The following is a 14,260-nucleotide window of genomic DNA, read 5'->3' on the forward strand; positions in this document are numbered from 1 at the left end:
CCGGGGCGCTCCGGTTCAACATAGCGATCACACGTCAGGTCAGACGCAATCAGCGCCGGCCGCCGGCCGCCCGCAGCATCCGGCCCGTCGGCACCGACTCGCCATTCTCCTCGAACAGCTCGGCGAGCTTTTCCGTCATGGCACCGCCCAGCTCCTCGGCGTCGATGATCGTCACAGCGCGGCGGTAGTAGCGCGTCACGTCGTGGCCGATGCCGATGGCCAGCAGCTCGACCGGCGAGCGCGTTTCGATCTCCTCGATCATCCAGCGCAGGTGCCGCTCCAGATAATTGCCGGCGTTGACCGACAGGGTCGAATCGTCCACCGGCGCACCGTCGGAGATCACCATCAGGATCTTGCGCTGTTCCGGCCGTCCGAGCAGGCGCTTGTGCGCCCAGTCGAGCGCCTCGCCGTCGATGTTCTCCTTGAGCAGCCCCTCGCGCATCATCAGGCCGAGGTTTTTTCGCGCGCGCCGCCAGGGTGCGTCGGCCGACTTGTAGACGATGTGGCGCAGGTCGTTCAGCCGGCCGGGATTCGGCGGCTTGCCGGCGGCGAGCCACGCCTCGCGGGTCTGACCGCCCTTCCAGGCCCGGGTGGTGAAGCCCAGGATCTCCACCTTCACGCCGCAGCGCTCCAGCGTCCGCGCCAGGATGTCGGCGCAGGTCGCCGCCACGGTGATCGGCCGGCCACGCATCGATCCGGAATTGTCCAACAGCAGCGTGACGACCGTATCGCGGAAGTTGGTGTCCTTCTCCTGCTTGAAGGAGAGCGGCTGATAGGGGTCGGTGACCACGCGGACGAGCCGCGCCGGGTCGAGCTGGCCCTCCTCAAGGTCGAAGTCCCAGGCGCGGTTCTGCTGGGCGAGCAGCCGTCGCTGCAGCCGGTTGGCGAGGCGCCCGACCACACCCTGCAGGTGCGAAAGCTGCTTGTCGAGGTAGGAGCGCAGGCGCGACAGCTCGTCGGCGTCGCACAATTCCTCGGCGTGGATGACCTCGTCGAATCGGGCGTTGAACACCCGGTATTCCGGCCCGCGCGCCTCGTTGCTCGGCCGCTGCGGCGGGCGCGAGGCTTCGGACGCCTCCTCGGCCTCCGCGTCTTCGGCCTCGTCCGGCAATTCACCCGAGGGTGCGTCCTCAGATTCCTGGGCGCCGTCCTCGATCTCGTCGGAGGCCTCCTCGGAGGTTTCGATCTCGGCTCGCTCGCCCTGGCTCTTCTCCTCCGAATCGCCCTCGCTCGGGTTCTGCTCGTCGTCCTGGCTGTCGTTCTCGTCGTCGTTCTCGTCGTCCTCGGCGTCGAACGGCGTCTCGTCCGACATGTCGAGCGAGGTCAGGAGCTCGCGCACCGAGCGCGCGAACTTGCGCTGGTCCTCGATCGAGCCCAGCAGCCCGTCGAGGTTGGGACCGGCCTTGGCCTCGATATGCCCGCGCCACAGCTCGACGATCTTGGCCGCGGCCTCGGGCGGCTGCTGGCCGGTGAGGCGCTCGCGCACCATCAGGGCGACAGCGTCCTCCATCGGCGCGTCGGCCCGGTCGGTGATGTTTTCGTACTTGCCGCCGCGGTGGTAGCGGTCCTCCAGCATCGCCGTGATGTTGCTGGCGACACCTGCCATCCGCCGCGAGCCGATTGCTTCGACCCGGGCCTGCTCGACGGCATCGTAGACCGCCCGCGCGGCCGCGTTCTCCGGGGCGAACCGACGGTGCAGGGTGATGTCGTGGCAGCCGAGCCGCAGCGCCATGGCGTCGGCATTGCCGCGCAGCACCGCGACATCCTGCGCCGAGAGTTTGCGCGGGGGCTCGGGCAGGCGGGCCTTGTCGCCGGTGAGCGCCGGCCGGTCGGTGGCGTAGGTGACCTCGACCTCGGAGCGCCGGGCGATGGCGCGCAGGCACCCGGCCACCGAGCGTTTCAGGGGCTCGGCCACGGGTTCGCGGCGCTCGCCGGGCTTGCGGTTGGAGATGGACATGCGGGGCTACATCTTCACCGAGTCGAAGTCGAAGGGGCGCTCAAGCAAATCGTCCCAGGTATAGGGACATTCCGGTGGAAACTCGCTCGGCAGGAGCTGGCACTCGTCCGCCGCCCAGTTGCGGGAGATCGGGTAGATCTCGTCCCGCATCGTATCGCGATGCGGCTTCAGGCCTGGATTTTTCCGAAGAATCTTCGCGTACCGCAGGCGCTGCTCGCGGATCGAGTAGATCCAACTTGGCGTGCGCTTCTCGGGCTGCTGATCCCACTTGAGCATGTGCATGATGAGCACGCGCAGCGCGCTTTCCAGCTGACTATACTGCGCGCTGCCCACGTCGCTCAGCTCCTCGGCGATATTGTCGAGGTCGAGCGCATCCACCCGGCCGGCGCGGAGCAGCGCCACCTGCTCCTGCACCCAGGTATAAAGGTCGTCCCCGTAGCGCGTGCGAGCGGACAAGGACGCAGTCGGCACGTCCATCACATCGATCTCGGCCGGGCGCGCCACGGGCTCCTCCATGCGGGTCAGCTCAGCGCGACGTTCACCGCGCTCTCGGGCAGCTCCTTGCCGAAGGCGCGCTGGTAGAACTCGGCCACCAGCGTCCGCTCCAGCTCGTCGCACTTGTTCAGGAAGGTCACCCGGAAGGCGAAACCGACATCCTGGAAAATGTCGGCGTTCTCGGCCCAGGTAATCACCGTGCGCGGGCTCATGACGGTGGAAAGATCGCCGTTCATGAACGCGTTGCGGGTGAGATCGGCCACCCGCACCATCCGGTTGACGATGTCGCGGCCCTGGTCGCCCCGGTAATGGACCGCCTTCGACAGCACGATGTCGACCTCGCGGTCGTGCGGCAGGTAGTTCAGCGTGGTGACGATCGACCAGCGGTCCATCTGGCCCTGGTTGATCTGCTGGGTGCCGTGATAGAGGCCCGACGTGTCGCCCAGGCCCACCGTGTTCGCCGTGGCGAACAGCCGGAAGGCCGGATGCGGGCGGATCACGCGCTTCTGGTCGAGCAGCGTCAGCCGGCCCGAGAGTTCCAGCACGCGCTGGATCACGAACATCACGTCCGGGCGGCCGGCATCGTACTCGTCGAACACCAGCGCGACGTTGTTCTGCAGCGCCCAGGGCAGGATGCCGTCCTGGAAGGCGGTGACCTGCTTGCCGTCCTGAAGGACGATCGCGTCCTTGCCGACGAGATCGATGCGCGAGACGTGGCTGTCGAGATTGATGCGGATGCACGGCCAATTCAGTCGGGCCGCGACCTGCTCGATATGAGTCGATTTGCCGGTGCCGTGATAACCGGTGACCATCACGCGGCGGTTGCGCGCGAAGCCGGCCAGGATCGCGAGCGTCGTTTCCCGGTCGAAGATGTAATCGGGATCGAGATCGGGCACGTGCTCCTCGGACTCGGCATAGGCCGGGACCTTCAGGTCGAGGTCGATGCCGAAGACCTCGCGGACGGAGACGGTGCGGTCGGGGAGCCGGGCGGGCGTATCGTCAGAGCGCATTCGGAACCTCGTGAGGCGCGGGCGCTCCACTCCCAACAGTGAAGCATCCGCGCGGAAGAACGTCGAGCCGGGCCTCCGCGGCGGGGCGGAGCCATCCTTAGACGGCGGCGCGTTCAGGCGCCACCGACCGGCATGGATCCCATATAGGGCCGCGTCGCGCGGTTTGCCCTATCCTAGATGCGAACCGGCTTGCATCGTTCGTGCCGGTCAACAGAGCCCGGCCGCGCGCAGCACGTCGTGAGCCCGGATGATGTCGCGCAGCCGGTCTTCGAACGAGCGGTCGCCGCCGTTGGCGTCGGGGTGGAACTGCTTCACCAGCACCTTGTACTGCGCCTTGATGGCGGCCGTGTCGGCCGTCTCGTCGAGCCCCATCACGTCGAGGGCGCGGCGCACGGTGGCGGAGTGGCGCGGCTTCTGCGGCTCTTCGGGCTGGCGGGCACGGCGGCGCGCATCGCCCACGCCTTCGCCCCGCAGGATGCCGAGCGGATCGACATAGGCCCAGTCGCGGACCGGCTCGTCGGCCGGCTTGGCCTCGCCGGTCCGGTTCACGCCCATGGCCCAGGTCGGGCGATGGCCGATGATCGCGTCCTTCTGGTAGGCCTGCACGGCGGCGTCGTTCATGCCGTCGAAATAATTGTAGCTCGCGTTGTAGGCGCGGACATGATCCATGCAGAAGCGCCAGTACTGGCCCTCCGCCTTCCGGCCCTTGGGCGCCCGGTACAGGCCCGGCCGCGTGCAGCCCGGACTCTCGCAGAGGCCATCGGTCGCGGCCTTCGGCTCGTCGCAGGAGGGCTTGATCCGGATGCTGTCGAACAGGCGCGAGTTGAGATCCATGACGGGCCGATTATGAGGGGGCGGACTGAAGACACAAGGGCACCGGGCCTGATGACGCATGCGCGGGATCGGGCTTGACGGGGCCCCACGAACACGACGCGAGGACAGGATGGCGGACGGCACGGGCGCGGGCGGCACCCTACGGGACTGGATGGAGGCGCGGCTGCGGGAGCAACTCGCGCCCGAGCGGCTCGACGTGATCGATGAATCGCACCTGCATGCGGGCCATGCCGGGGCACGGCCGGGGGGCGAGACCCATTACCGGCTCGACATCGTCGCCTCCGCGTTCGCCGGCAAGAGCCGCGTCGAGCGGCACCGGGTGGTGAACGCGCTGATGGAGGAGGCGTTCACGCGTGGCCTCCACGCCCTCGCCCTGCGGGCCCGCACGCCCGAAGAGGCAGCCTGAACCCCGGAGGCGCCGACACCGTTGTGGATGGCCATCCGGGGCTCACGAAAGACGATATGGCGATCCTGGGCCTCGTTCGCAGCCCCGCGCGCAGCCCCGCATGCACCTGCGCGCGCACCGATCTCGCGCCGCGCCGCGCAGGGAAGGATCACGTCCGGAGGTCGCCATGTCCCTGCAGGTGACCCCGCGCATCGCCATCGCGGACGATGAAATCGAGATGTCGTTCCTGCGCGCCTCGGGGGCGGGCGGCCAGAACGTCAACAAGGTCGAGACGGCCGTGCAGCTCCGCTGGCCGGTCCTCGCCTCGCCCTCCATCGACGACCGGGTGAAGGCGAACCTCGTGCGGCTCTCCGGGCGGCGGATGACCAAGGACGGCGTTCTCGTGCTCACCGGGCAGCGGCACCGGACGCAGGAGCGCAACCGGGCGGAGATCCTGCAGCGCCTCATCGACCTCGTGGCGGAGGCCGCCAAGCCGCCGCCGCCGATCCGTCGTCCCACGAAGCCCACGAAGGGCTCCAAGGAGCGGCGCATCGGGGCTAAGAAGAACCGCGCCACGATCAAGCAGGGGCGGGGCAACGTCCGGGATTCCGAGGGCTGACGAAGCGTTCGTGCATCGCGTCGCGCGCCGTCTCGGTCCAGCAAGGCCGCTGCAGCCGGCGCCATTGACCTGGAGTGCGCTCCAGGACGTACACCGCCCCGGCGCAGCGAATCTTGCCCGATGAAGATCAGCGACTTTTCCATCCGCAGCGGCCTCAGCATCGATACCCTCCGCTATTACGAGCGGATCGGATTGCTGCCGCGCACCGCCCGCGACGGCGGCGGACGGCGCAGCTACGGGCCGGATGACCTCGCCTGGGCGCGCTTCCTGGGCAAGCTCCAGGCCATGGACATGCCGATCCGCGAGCGGCTCGCCTACAGCCGCCTGCGATCGGAGGGGGACGCCACCCTCGGTGCGCGGCGCGCCATGCTGGAGGCGCACCGGGCGGCGCTCGTCGCCCGCCAGGACGAGCTTCACGGGCTGATCGCGGCGCTCGATGGGAAGATCACGCACTACCGCGAGCGCGAAACCCAGAGTGGAGACAGCCAATGACGCGCGATCGACACACCGTGATGGCCGGCGCTGCGGCGCTTCCGCAGGCCGAGGGGTCGGGACCGCCTGACGGATCGAAAACCCAGGATCGCTACCGGCGCGGTCTGGACCAGCTCACGGCCATCAGCGGGCCGCAGGGCGCCGCGGTGATCGAGAGCCTCAACGACATCGCGCCCGATCTCGGCCGCTACATCGTCGAGTTCGCCTACGGCGACGTGTTCGCGCGCCCCGGTTTGGACGTGAAGACGCGCGAACTCGCGACGGTCGCGGCCCTGACCGCCATGGGCACGGCCGCCCCGCAACTGAAGGTCCATATGCGGGCGGCGTTGCGGGTCGGAGCCTCGCGCCAGGAGATCGTCGAGACGGTGATGCAGATGATCCCCTATGCCGGCTTCCCGGCCGCGCTCAACGCGATCGGCATCGCGCGGGATGCCTTCGCCACCGAATAAGCCATCGCAGGGCGAAGGCCGCGGGACATCAGCGCTCCGCGGCCATCGACCGGATGCCTCAATGGATCGCGTCGATCACCTCGGCCTTCGGGCTCGCGTCGGGCGCCGGGGATGAGCCCGCCACCAGGGTGCTGCCCGGCTTGGCGATCGTCAGGGCGATCGCGATCAGCGCCAGCACGGCCGCCAGGGCCGCCGGAAACAGGAACGCCGACTCGCCGTAGCGGATGTCGAGCAACCCGCCGATCACCGCGCCGGTGCTGAGCCCGGCCCAGAGCGGCGCCTGGATCCAGAACGAGGGCGCCACCGTCCCGAGCAGCAGGTTGGCGCAGCCGGTGCCGAAGCGCACCACCGCGCCGGTGACGTAGGTCAGCGCGATGGAGCGGCCGCCCTCGTCCTGGAGCGTCGCGTTCTGGAGCCCCAGCGCCAGCACGATCGGATAGGCGTGGAGCGGATACGCGAAGGTGCCCCAGGGCATCAGCAGGCCGCCGGCCAGCAGCAGGGCCTGGATGGTCAGCAGCACGGCCAGGCGCCAGCGTCCGACCCAGGCGGCGATCAGCGTCCCCAGGAAGGCGCCGAAGCAGAAGATGCAGATCGTGCTGGCGACCCGGGTGACGTTCTCCCAGTCGGCATTGGCCACCGCCACGCCGAAGCGCGTGGTGTTGCCCGACATGAACGACATGAAGAGCTGCGAGAATTCCAGGAAGCCGATGGAATCGGCGCAGCCCGCCAGCATCGCCAGCGCGATGGCGAAGGGAATGCGGGTCCGCGGATCGGCCGGAAACGACTTGTCGGCCGGCGGCTCGCGCTTTTGCTCCGGCATGCCGATACCCGTCCGATTACCGTAATCCGCCATGCTGATCCCCCGATGCAGCGGCCGCACCTGTCGCGACCGACTGACAATGGACGAATAGCTGGGCGGTTTCATGCCGCGGTGCGGCGTAACACAACGACGCGGCCCGGCACCGGCAGCCCGGCCTCCCGCCGGACCCCGGCCGGACGCAGGGTGAGGGTGCTCAGGCCGGCGGCGGCGGATGCCTCCGCGATATGGGCATCCGCATGGGCGTAGCGCCCGTCGGCGCCCAGGACGGCGCCCGATCCGTCGTCATGGGACTGCACCGTGAAGGCGGCGAGCCCGCCCGGTCGCAGCACGCGGCCGATCCCTGCCAGGACGGGGCCGAGATCCGCCACGTAGATCAGCACGTCGGCGGCGAGGCAGAGGTCAGCAGAAGCCTCTGTCTCCACTGTCAGGAAGCCGGCCAGATCGCCCTCGGCGAGGCGGTCATAAAGCGGCCGGCCCTGCCAGGTCTTGGCCCGCGCCAGGGCCAGCATGCCCGGGGAGAGGTCGACACCCGCGAGGTGCCCGACCCGCTCGCGGATCGCCGCGCCCATCAGGCCGGTGCCGCAGCCCAGATCGAGGGCCGCCGCGAAACGCTCGGGCACGCGGGGGAGGGCGTCGCTGACCAGTTCCGGGCCGATATAGGCGAGGCCCCCGACCAGATGGCGCTCGAAGCGCGGCGCGTAGCCGTCGAACAGGGCGCGCACATAGGCGGGCGAGAGTGCCGGCAGGCCGTCCCCGACGCCCAGGCGGCTGAGCTGTGCCCGCACGCCGAGCATGTCGTCCGGGTCGATGTCGAGGGCGCAGGCATAGGCTCGGGCCGCCGCGTCGCGCATCCGCTCATCGCCGCGCGCCGCCAGCCCCTCCCGCGCGCGGCCGAGCAGCAGCCAGGCCGGGGCGTAGCGCGGGGCGATCTCCAGAACCTGCTCGGCGAGATCCGCGGCGGCTTCGGGGTCGCCCTCGGCCAGGCAGGCTTCGGCGTACCGATAGCGGCGGTCGGCGAGGAGATCGCCGGAACTGTGCTGCGTGGCCATGCGTCTGCCGGTTCGGGGGCGCCTATATACCGGGGCCACCGGCGAACTCCACCGGCAGCACGGACCCGATGCCGATACGCGCCAGCGATCTCCTGACCCTGACCCGCGAGGGCCTCTATTGCCCCCTCGGAGGCTTCCACGTCGATCCGACCTGGCCGGTGGAACGCGCGCTGATCACGCACGGCCACGCCGACCACGCCCGCTCCGGCCACCGCCACGTGCTGGCGACGCCCGAGACCCTGCGGATCATGGCGGTGCGCTACGGCGCGGATTTTTGCGACCATCGGCAGGCGGCGCCCCTCGGCGAGCCGATCCGCATCGGCGACGTCACCGTGCGCTTCGCCCCCGCGGGCCACGTCCTCGGCTCGGCGCAGATCGCCATCGAGCGGGAGGGCGCCCGGGTGGTGGTCTCGGGCGACTACAAGCGGGCGCCGGACCCGACTTGCCTGCCCTTCGAGGTCGTGCCTTGCGACGTGTTCATCACCGAGGCGACGTTCGGGCTGCCGGTCTTCACCCATCCCGATACGCGCGGCGAGGTGCGCAAGCTGCTGGACTCGGTGCGGCTGTTCCCGGAGCGGGCCCACATCGTCGGTGCCTACGCGCTCGGCAAAGCGCAGCGGGTGATGGCGCTGCTGCGCGAGGAGGGTTGGGACCGGCCGATCCACCTGCATGGGGCAATGGAGAAGCTGACCGCTCTCTACAAGGAGGAAGGCGTGCCGCTCGGCGAGACGCCGAAGGTGGTGGCCGCCGAGCGCAAGGACCTGCACGGGGCGATCGTGATCTGCCCGCCTTCGTCGATCCAGGATCTCTGGTCGCGCAAGTTCCCCGACCCGGTCACCTGCTTCGCCTCGGGCTGGATGCGGGTGCGCGCCCGCGCCCGCCAGAAGGGCGTGGAACTGCCGATGGTGATCTCCGACCATTCCGACTGGCCGGACCTATGCCGCACCATCCGCGAAACCGGCGCCGAGGAGGTCTGGGTGACGCACGGGCAGGAGGATGCGCTGGTCCATTGGTGCGGGACGCAAGGCATCCGGGCCAAGCCGCTGCACCTGCTCGGCTACGGCGATGACGGCGAGGCCGAGCCGGCGTCCACGGAGCCTGGCCCCGAGAAAGAGGCGGTCGCGTGAACGAGTTCGCCCACCTCCTCGACCGCCTCGCCTACGAGCCCCGTCGCAACGCCAAGCTGCGGATGCTCCAGGATTATTTCGCGCGCACGCCCGACCCGGAGCGCGGCTACGCGCTCGGCGCCATGACGGGCACACTGAGCTTTCGCGAGGCCAAGCCGGCCCTGATCCGGGGGTTGGTGGAGGAGCGCATCGACCCGGTGCTGTTCCGGCTGTCGCACAATTACGTGGGCGACCTCGCCGAGACCACGGCCCTGATCTGGCCGACACCGCGCGATCTCCCTCCCCCCTCTGCGGGGGAGGGTACCCTGCACAGCAGGGGGAGAGAGGGGCTGCGCGACGATGCGGGTTCCAACTCGCGAAGCGACCTTCCCGGCAGCGTCGCTCCCCTCTCCCGACCCGGCCTGACGGCCGGCCCACCCTCCCCCGCAGAGGGGGGAGGGGATGCGCGCGTCGGGATCGGTCACAACAACCCGCCACCGCACGTCCCGACCCTGGCCGAGGTCGTGGAAACCCTCGCCACGATCCCGAAGCGCGAACTCCCCCGCCACCTCGCCGACTGGCTCGACGCCCTCGACGAGACCGGGCGCTGGGCGCTCCTGAAGCTCGTCACCGGCAATCTCCGCGTCGGCGTCTCGGCGCGGCTTGCAAAGACGGCGGTCGGCGCGCTGGGCGGTCACGATGCCGATGCGGTCGAGGAGGTCTGGCACGGGCTCACGCCCCCGTTCGAGACCCTGTTCGCCTGGGTCGAGGGCCGGGCCGAGCGCCCCGAGACCCTGAACCCGGCCCCGTTCCGGCCACCGATGCTCTCCCACCCGATTGAGGAGGAGACCGACCTCGACAAGCTGGAGCCGGAGGCGTTCTCGGCCGAGTGGAAGTGGGACGGCATCCGCGTCCAGCTCGTCGGCGGTCGCGACCGGGCGGGAGAGCAGGTCGGAAAGGTCTATTCCCGCACCGGCGAGGACATCACCGGGGCGTTCCCCGATCTCGCCGAGGCGATCACCTTCAAGGGCACGCTCGACGGCGAGTTGCTGATCCTGCGCGAGCGCCGGGTTCAGAGCTTCAACGTGCTGCAACAGCGCCTGAACCGGAAGGCGGTCACGGCCAAGCTCTTGGAAGAATTCCCCGCCCATGTGCGGGCCTACGACCTGCTGACGCTGGACGGCGACGACCTGCGGGCCGATCCGTTCGTGGAGCGTCGGGCGAAGCTGGAGGCCCTGGTCACGCGCCTCGATCATGCGCGCGTCGACATCTCGCCGCTGGTGCCCTTTGCCGACTGGGAGGCGCTCGCTGCCGCCCGGGCCGATCCGGCCTCGGTCGGGGCGGGTGACGATGCCGATGCCATCGAGGGCATCATGCTCAAGCGCCGCAACAGCCCTTACCTGCCGGGCCGCCCGAAGGGTCCGTGGTGGAAGTGGAAGCGCGAGCCGCACGTGGTCGACGCCGTGATGATGTACGCCCAGCGCGGGCACGGGAAGCGCTCGTCCTTCTACTCGGACTACACGTTCGGGGTCTGGCGGGAGGCACCCGAGGGCGGCGACGAGCTGGTGCCGGTGGGCAAGGCCTATCACGGCTTCACCGACGCGGAACTGGCCAAGCTCGACCGCTACGTCCGCAACAACACGACCAAGCGCTTCGGCCCGGTGCGCGAGGTTGCGCACGGGCAGGAGGCCGGGCTCGTTCTGGAAATCGCCTTCGAGGGCGTGCAACGCTCGACCCGGCACAAATCCGGGGTGGCGATGCGCTTCCCCCGGGTCAGCCGGATCCGTTGGGACAAGCCCCCCACGGAGGCCGACCGGATCGACGTGCTGGAGCGCATCCTCGCCCGGGGCGAGCGCGAGATCGCGCCCGGGGCGGCTTTGCTGGAGACGGATTCATGAGGCAGGGCAGGGGGGCGGGCCAGATCGGTCCGGTGGAGGCACTGGCCTCAGGCGCAGTGGAGCGCCACGCCAGCGGGCGGCTCACCATCGCGACCGCCGGACAGGGATTTACGGATTTCACCGCCGCGGTGGCGGCGTTCGTGCGCGGCAGCGGGATTCGGGAGGGGTTGGTCACGGTCTTTTGCCGGCACACCTCGGCCTCGCTCACCATCCAGGAGAACGCCGACCCGGACGTGCAGACCGACCTGATGACCGCGCTCGACGGCCTCGCCCCCCGTCATGCCGGCTACGTCCACGGCGCCGAGGGGCCGGACGACATACCGGCCCATATCCGCACGCTGGTGACCGATTCGGCCCTGAGCATCCCGTTGATCGACGGCCGGCTGGCGCTGGGCACGTGGCAGGGGATCTACCTGATAGAGCACCGCGACCGGCCGCACCGGCGGGAGATCGTGCTCAGCGTGATCGGGGCGTGATCGGGTCGGCACGTGGCAGCCGGCAACACACCGGCGGTTAACCATGCCGGGCGCTTATGGTCCGGGTCGGAAGGTGTGATGCCGCTCCGATACCTTGCCGCTCCGACGCACGGAGACCCCGATGAGCCTCTACGCCGCGCTCGCGAACTCGATTTCCGGCGCCTCGGCCCAGTCGCTGGCGCTCAACAACATCTCGGGCAACATCGCCAACACGCAGACGGCGGGGTTCAAGACCACCGAGACGCACTTCGCCGACATGCTGGCGCAGACGCAGCGCGGGCCGCAGCAGTCGGGCGGCGTGGCCAGCAGCACGCGCGATACGCTGGGTATTCAGGGCACGATGCAATCCACCGGGGTCTCGACCAACCTCGGCATCTCGGGCAACGGCTACTTCATCGTCCGGGCCAACACCGGCACCGATGAGAGCCCGACCTTCACCGGTCAGACCGCCTACACGCGGCGCGGCGACTTCGCCCCGGATGCCAACGGCTACCTCACCAACGGCGCCGGCTACTACCTGTTCGCGGGTCCTTCGGCGACGGCGCCGGTCACGGTGCCGACCGGCGCCAACACCCTGGCGGACCTGTCGGTCTCCTCCGCCGGCGCCATCACGGGCACCGCCGCGGATGGCAGCACCGTGCCGCTCGGCTCCCTGACGCTGGCGCAGTTCGGCACCCAGGAGAACCTGACCTCCCTCGACGGCGGCGCCTACGTGGCCAACGGCCAGTCGGAGACGCCGAGCTACGGCCTCAACGGCGCGACCCTGAAGGCCGGCGCGATCGAGCAGTCGAATGCCGGCATCGCGGACCAGTTCTCGAAGATGATCGAGACGCAGCAGGCCTACACGGCCAACACCAAGGTGATGAGCACCGCCGACCAGATGCTGCAGGACGCCATCGCGATGTACGCGTGAGGACCTGTCTGAGTCAGGTTCGGGGTTCCCAAAGGATGTGCCCTTTGGCGGGTTCTGAGTGCGGAGCCCTGAGATGAGTACCAGGGCTCCGCCCTGGACCCGCGAAAGGTCTGGACCTTTCGAAACCGCGACTTGATCCGTTTATGCGTCAGAGGATCTTGAGCGGATCCGTCTCGGGTGGTGGCGGCGCGACATCCACGCGGTTCCACCAGCCGCCGCCGAGCGCCACGAACAAAGCCGCCGTGTCGGCGTATTGCGTCGCCCGCGCACCGGCCGAGGTGACCAGCGCCGAGAGATAGCCCTGCTGGGCGATCAGCACCTGCGAGGAGGTGACGGCGCCTGCCGTGTACTGCTTGCGGATCAGCCCGAGGCTCTGGTTCGTCGCGCTCACCGCGGCATCCGCGGCCGCGACCGCCCTCGCGTCGGCCTGGAGCGCCCGCAGGGCGTCGGCGACGTTCTGGAAGGCGGTGATCACCGTCGATTTGTACTGCGCCTGCGCCTGCGTCAGCGTCTCCTCCGCGGCCCGCTGGCGGCGGAACAGTGTGCCGGCATCGAAGATCGGCGCCGTCGCCTGCCCGATGATCGTGAAGAAGGCTGCGCCCGGATTGGTCACCTGCGCGATCCGCGTGGCGCTCGATCCGCCGGTCGCCGTCAGGCTGAACTGCGGCAGGCGGTTGGCCACGGCGACGCCGACACTGGCGCTCGCCTGCTGGACCAGCGCCTCAGCGGCCTTCACGTCGGGCCGCTGCTGCACCAGCCGCGAGGGCAGGCTCACCGGGAGCTTGGTCGGCAGGCGCAGGGCCGAGAGTTCGAAGGTCTCGCTGACCTCGTCCGAGGGCAGGCGTCCGGCCAGTGCAGTGAGCAGGTTGCGCTGCTGCGCCAGGGCCTTCTCCAGCGGCGGCAGCAATTGCTGCGACAGGGCGAGCGCGGCCTGCTGCTGCACCACGTCGGCCCCGGCGATCTGACCGAGCGACAGCTGCTTGTTGTAGAGCTGCAGGATCTCGGTCTGCGCCTGGATGACTCGGCGGGTCGCCTCGATCTGCGCCCGCAGGGACGCCTCCTGGATCGCGGCGGCGACGACGTTGCCGGTCAGGCTGAGATAGGCCGCCTCCAGCTGGAAGCGCTGGTTCTCGGTGGTGGCTTCCAGGGACTCGATCTGGCGGCGGTTCCCACCGAACACGTCCGGGTTGTACGAGACAACCGCCTGCGGGGTCGACAGGCTGTAGAGGTACTGGAACTGGTTCTGGAGAGGCGATTGCAGGTCGAGGCCCGGCGCCAGGGCGCCCTGGATCTGCGGGGTCGCGGTCAGGCTCGGGTAGAGCGTGCCCTTCTGGGCCAGCACGTTCTGTTGGGCGATCCGGAGCGAGGCCTGGGCGGCCTCCAGCGTCGGATTGTTGGCGAGCGACTGCTCGACGAGGCGGTTCAGCGCCTTGGAGTGGAACAGGGTCCACCACGAGCCGGGAATGTCGGCGCCGGAGACGAAGCTCTGATCGGCCGATCCGCCCTGCCGGGTGCGGATGCTGTCGGCGGCGGACGGGTTCTTCAGCGGCTCCCGGGTGTAGCGGCTGACCACCGGGTCCTCCGGCGGCACGTAGTTCGGGCCGACCGCGCAGGCCGACAAGGACAGGGATGCGGCGAGCACGGCCACCGCCCGTCCGCACCGTTTCGGCGCACCCATCACCATTCCGCCCCCGGAAGCCTTCCTCCGGTAGAGCGGCGCCGCGCGCATCCAAGTCAATGCAGCTGTCTCCAGATGG

Annotated in this window: 15 protein-coding genes; 8 read left to right on the top strand and 7 right to left on the bottom strand. The window is 69.7% G+C overall.

Annotated features, from left to right (window positions below; translation table 11 throughout):
- Window positions 1-49 precede the first annotated feature (49 nt).
- The 4 genes from cobT to MKK84_RS16870 form a co-directional block, all read right to left on the bottom strand.
- Window positions 50-1,957, bottom strand: coding sequence for a cobaltochelatase subunit CobT (gene cobT / locus MKK84_RS16855; protein WP_243921648.1), 1,908 nt, complete (start codon window positions 1,955-1,957; stop codon window positions 50-52).
- Between the two features lie 6 nt (window positions 1,958-1,963).
- Window positions 1,964-2,461: a DUF29 domain-containing protein gene (locus tag MKK84_RS16860; protein ID WP_313899344.1), complete on the bottom strand. Its 498-nt coding sequence runs from the start codon at window positions 2,459-2,461 to the stop codon at window positions 1,964-1,966.
- Window positions 2,462-2,478: 17 nt separating this feature from the next.
- Window positions 2,479-3,462 carry a cobaltochelatase subunit CobS gene (gene cobS / locus MKK84_RS16865; RefSeq protein WP_243921650.1) on the bottom strand — a complete coding sequence of 328 codons (984 nt, stop codon included), beginning with the start codon at window positions 3,460-3,462 and terminating at the stop codon, window positions 2,479-2,481.
- A 207-nt stretch (window positions 3,463-3,669) separates the two neighbouring features.
- Window positions 3,670-4,296 (bottom strand): J domain-containing protein, encoded by a 627-nt coding sequence (locus tag MKK84_RS16870; RefSeq protein ID WP_243921652.1) that lies wholly within the window; start codon window positions 4,294-4,296, stop codon window positions 3,670-3,672.
- 109 nt (window positions 4,297-4,405) lie between these two features.
- Between MKK84_RS16870 and MKK84_RS16875 the strand changes: the two genes are divergently transcribed.
- The 4 genes from MKK84_RS16875 to MKK84_RS16890 all read left to right on the top strand — a co-directional run bounded on the left by MKK84_RS16875 (window position 4,406) and on the right by MKK84_RS16890 (window position 6,241).
- Window positions 4,406-4,702 (top strand): BolA family protein, encoded by a 297-nt coding sequence (locus MKK84_RS16875; RefSeq protein WP_243921654.1) that lies wholly within the window; start codon window positions 4,406-4,408, stop codon window positions 4,700-4,702.
- A gap of 166 nt (window positions 4,703-4,868) precedes the next feature.
- Window positions 4,869-5,300 (top strand): alternative ribosome rescue aminoacyl-tRNA hydrolase ArfB, encoded by a 432-nt coding sequence (gene arfB, locus MKK84_RS16880; RefSeq protein WP_243921656.1) that lies wholly within the window; start codon window positions 4,869-4,871, stop codon window positions 5,298-5,300.
- 120 nt (window positions 5,301-5,420) lie between these two features.
- Window positions 5,421-5,792, top strand: a complete 372-nt coding sequence (locus tag MKK84_RS16885) for a MerR family transcriptional regulator (RefSeq protein ID WP_243921657.1) — start codon at window positions 5,421-5,423, stop codon at window positions 5,790-5,792.
- On the top strand, window positions 5,789-6,241 hold the full coding sequence (locus tag MKK84_RS16890; protein ID WP_243921659.1) for a carboxymuconolactone decarboxylase family protein: 453 nt from the start codon (window positions 5,789-5,791) through the stop codon (window positions 6,239-6,241). The genes MKK84_RS16885 and MKK84_RS16890 overlap by 4 nt, the downstream gene beginning before the upstream one ends.
- Window positions 6,242-6,299: 58 nt before the next feature.
- Here MKK84_RS16890 and MKK84_RS16895 read toward each other — a convergent pair whose 3' ends face one another.
- Window positions 6,300-7,094: a YoaK family protein gene (locus MKK84_RS16895; protein WP_243921661.1), complete on the bottom strand. Its 795-nt coding sequence runs from the start codon at window positions 7,092-7,094 to the stop codon at window positions 6,300-6,302.
- 68 nt (window positions 7,095-7,162) lie between these two features.
- Window positions 7,163-8,110 (bottom strand): methyltransferase domain-containing protein, encoded by a 948-nt coding sequence (locus tag MKK84_RS16900; protein ID WP_243921663.1) that lies wholly within the window; start codon window positions 8,108-8,110, stop codon window positions 7,163-7,165.
- A gap of 68 nt (window positions 8,111-8,178) precedes the next feature.
- Here MKK84_RS16900 and MKK84_RS16905 point away from each other — a divergent pair, with 68 nt between their 5' ends.
- From MKK84_RS16905 to MKK84_RS16920, 4 genes are all read left to right on the top strand, one after another.
- Entirely contained in the window at window positions 8,179-9,237 is a 1,059-nt protein-coding gene (locus MKK84_RS16905) for a ligase-associated DNA damage response exonuclease (RefSeq protein WP_243921665.1), read from the top strand.
- Window positions 9,234-11,114, top strand: coding sequence for a cisplatin damage response ATP-dependent DNA ligase (locus MKK84_RS16910; RefSeq protein WP_243921666.1), 1,881 nt, complete (start codon window positions 9,234-9,236; stop codon window positions 11,112-11,114). The genes MKK84_RS16905 and MKK84_RS16910 overlap by 4 nt, the downstream gene beginning before the upstream one ends.
- Window positions 11,111-11,590 carry a secondary thiamine-phosphate synthase enzyme YjbQ gene (locus MKK84_RS16915; protein WP_243921668.1) on the top strand — a complete coding sequence of 160 codons (480 nt, stop codon included), beginning with the start codon at window positions 11,111-11,113 and terminating at the stop codon, window positions 11,588-11,590. The genes MKK84_RS16910 and MKK84_RS16915 overlap by 4 nt, the downstream gene beginning before the upstream one ends.
- A gap of 121 nt (window positions 11,591-11,711) precedes the next feature.
- Window positions 11,712-12,503 carry a flagellar hook basal-body protein gene (locus MKK84_RS16920; RefSeq protein ID WP_243921670.1) on the top strand — a complete coding sequence of 264 codons (792 nt, stop codon included), beginning with the start codon at window positions 11,712-11,714 and terminating at the stop codon, window positions 12,501-12,503.
- 148 nt (window positions 12,504-12,651) lie between these two features.
- Here the strand turns inward: MKK84_RS16920 and MKK84_RS16925 are convergent, their stop codons facing one another.
- Window positions 12,652-14,187 (bottom strand): efflux transporter outer membrane subunit, encoded by a 1,536-nt coding sequence (locus MKK84_RS16925; protein WP_313899345.1) that lies wholly within the window; start codon window positions 14,185-14,187, stop codon window positions 12,652-12,654.
- Between the last annotated feature and the right edge of the window lie 73 nt (window positions 14,188-14,260).

The organism is Methylobacterium sp. E-065 (genome assembly GCF_022829605.1).
In the GTDB taxonomy this organism is placed as follows: Bacteria; Pseudomonadota; Alphaproteobacteria; order Rhizobiales; family Beijerinckiaceae; genus Methylobacterium.

Bases quoted from the DNA above. Each gene is read 5' to 3' on its own strand.
- cobT (WP_243921648.1), bottom strand. From the start codon at position 1,957: ATGTCCATCTCCAACCGCAAGCCCGGCGAGCGCCGCGAACCCGTGGCC.
- cobS (WP_243921650.1), bottom strand. From the start codon at position 3,462: ATGCGCTCTGACGATACGCCCGCCCGGCTCCCCGACCGCACCGTCTCC.
- MKK84_RS16870 (WP_243921652.1), bottom strand. From the start codon at position 4,296: ATGGATCTCAACTCGCGCCTGTTCGACAGCATCCGGATCAAGCCCTCC.
- MKK84_RS16875 (WP_243921654.1), top strand. From the start codon at position 4,406: ATGGCGGACGGCACGGGCGCGGGCGGCACCCTACGGGACTGGATGGAG.
- arfB (WP_243921656.1), top strand. From the start codon at position 4,869: ATGTCCCTGCAGGTGACCCCGCGCATCGCCATCGCGGACGATGAAATC.
- MKK84_RS16885 (WP_243921657.1), top strand. From the start codon at position 5,421: ATGAAGATCAGCGACTTTTCCATCCGCAGCGGCCTCAGCATCGATACC.
- MKK84_RS16890 (WP_243921659.1), top strand. From the start codon at position 5,789: ATGACGCGCGATCGACACACCGTGATGGCCGGCGCTGCGGCGCTTCCG.
- MKK84_RS16895 (WP_243921661.1), bottom strand. From the start codon at position 7,094: ATGGCGGATTACGGTAATCGGACGGGTATCGGCATGCCGGAGCAAAAG.
- MKK84_RS16900 (WP_243921663.1), bottom strand. From the start codon at position 8,110: ATGGCCACGCAGCACAGTTCCGGCGATCTCCTCGCCGACCGCCGCTAT.
- MKK84_RS16905 (WP_243921665.1), top strand. From the start codon at position 8,179: ATGCCGATACGCGCCAGCGATCTCCTGACCCTGACCCGCGAGGGCCTC.
- MKK84_RS16915 (WP_243921668.1), top strand. From the start codon at position 11,111: ATGAGGCAGGGCAGGGGGGCGGGCCAGATCGGTCCGGTGGAGGCACTG.
- MKK84_RS16920 (WP_243921670.1), top strand. From the start codon at position 11,712: ATGAGCCTCTACGCCGCGCTCGCGAACTCGATTTCCGGCGCCTCGGCC.
- MKK84_RS16925 (WP_313899345.1), bottom strand. From the start codon at position 14,187: ATGGTGATGGGTGCGCCGAAACGGTGCGGACGGGCGGTGGCCGTGCTC.